Origin of the sequence: Streptomyces poriferorum (assembly GCF_019399235.1) — a bacterium.
In the GTDB taxonomy this organism is placed as follows: Bacteria; Actinomycetota; Actinomycetes; order Streptomycetales; family Streptomycetaceae; genus Streptomyces; species Streptomyces poriferorum.
The window spans coordinates 1-1536 of the sequence record NZ_JAELVH010000536.1 but is presented as its reverse complement, the minus strand read 5'-3'; the positions used below and the strand labels follow the sequence as shown (position 1 = coordinate 1536).

Sequence of the window (1536 nt, the reverse complement as noted above, 5' to 3'; positions counted from 1 at the left end):
CTGCTCGACGTCCGCTCGGCGGTGGTCGTCCCCTGGGGGGCCATCGGCTCGGTCGTCGCGGTGAGTGCGCTCCTGGCCGTGGTCTTCGCGGTGTTGCCCGCCTCGCTCGTGCTGCGCGTCGGCCCGGCCGGACGGGGCCTCAGCCGGAGAGCGCGGTGACCAGGGCCGCCGCCTCGCCGATCAGGTCCCGTTCGGCCGGGCTCATCGTCGGGTTGGCGTCCCGGCGGGCCGCCGCGTCGGCGAGGTGGCGGGCCGGGATGCCGCCGTGCGCGATGAGATGAGGCATCAGGGCGGTCAGCAGTTCGCGTCCGCCGTCCGTCGCCGGGTGGTCCGGATCGACCGCCACCTGGGCGAGGATCAGCGCCGACATGGCCCGGTCCAGGGCCGGCGGGCCCTCCTCGGCGTTGCTCCAGTCGATCACCACCGGGCCGTCGGCCGTCAGCATCACGTTGTCCGGGTGCAGGTCGAGGTGGAGGATCCGGTCCTCGGGATCCGGCGAGAGCCGGGCCGGGACGGTGTGCAGTTCGGCGAGCAGCCGGGCGAGCAGGGCGGAGCCCTCGGCGGCGTCGATGCCGCCGCTGAGGAGGGACTCAAGCATCGTCGGACCGGTGAGCCGCTGCAGGACCAGATCGCCGGGACCGGCGGACGGGGGCTGCGGGCCGAGCCGGGGGACCGGGTAGCCCGAGGCCGAGAGGTAGGACATGACGGGCAGTTCGGGGGTGGCGTCCAGTCCGTAGCGGTAGCGGCGCAGGACCCACGCCTCATCCAGTTCGTATACGTCGGCGTCGCGTCCGCTGCCCAGCAATTGGCCTATTCGCATGGGGGGAACCTACTCGTGACGGGCCCCCACGGGGAGATCGTTCGCGCGTGTCCCCGTATCGCAGCCGGTCGGGGCGGCTTCGGAACTGCCCCATAACGCGATGCGATGGGGTGGACGGGATCTCCTGGAGGTGACGTGTACGCGGCTACGTTGACGGCAATTCCCCCGAAGTCAAGGAGAGTTCCGTGGAGAGATCCATGCTCCGCAGACGTGCACTGGCCGCGTGTACCGCCACCGTGGCCGTCGGCGCGCTCGGGCTGGCCGGGCTGACCGGCACCGCGTCCGCCGACCCTTCCCCCCGCCTGTCGCCGGCCGCGGCGGACCAGCTCTCGCCCGGCCTGCTGAAGGCCATGCGGCGCGACCTGGGACTCACCGCCGACCGGGCGGCGGAACGGATCGGAAACGAGTCCCGTGCGGCCGCCGTGGCCGCCGGGCTGCGGCGCTCGCTCGGCACCGGATTCGCCGGTGCCCGGGTGAGCGGCGATGCGGCGGAGCTGACCGTCGCCACGACCGATGCCACGGACACCGGCCGGATCGCCGAGGCCGGCGCCCGGGCCGTCGTCGTCGACCACAGCCTGGCCGAACTCGACTCCGCCAAGGCCGCCCTGGACCGGGTGGCGCTGCGCAAGGCTCCCAAGGACGTGCCCGTCTGGTACGTCGACGTGCGCACCAACCGTGTCGTCGTCCAGGCCGGCCGGGCCACCGCCGCCGACACC

2 protein-coding genes are annotated in these 1536 nt (G+C 73.7%); one reads left to right on the top strand and one right to left on the bottom strand.

Going from position 1 to position 1536, the window contains the following annotated elements; all coding sequences use genetic code 11:
* Positions 1–139: 139 nt before the first annotated feature.
* Positions 140–820, bottom strand: a complete 681-nt coding sequence (locus tag JGS39_RS39400) for a phosphotransferase (RefSeq protein WP_219574569.1) — start codon at positions 818–820, stop codon at positions 140–142.
* A gap of 197 nt (positions 821–1017) precedes the next feature.
* On the opposite strand from JGS39_RS39400, the gene JGS39_RS39395 reads away from it, so the two are divergent.
* Positions 1018–1536 (top strand): S1 family peptidase (locus JGS39_RS39395; RefSeq protein ID WP_219574568.1); only part of this gene is annotated, 519 nt, incomplete at its 3' end.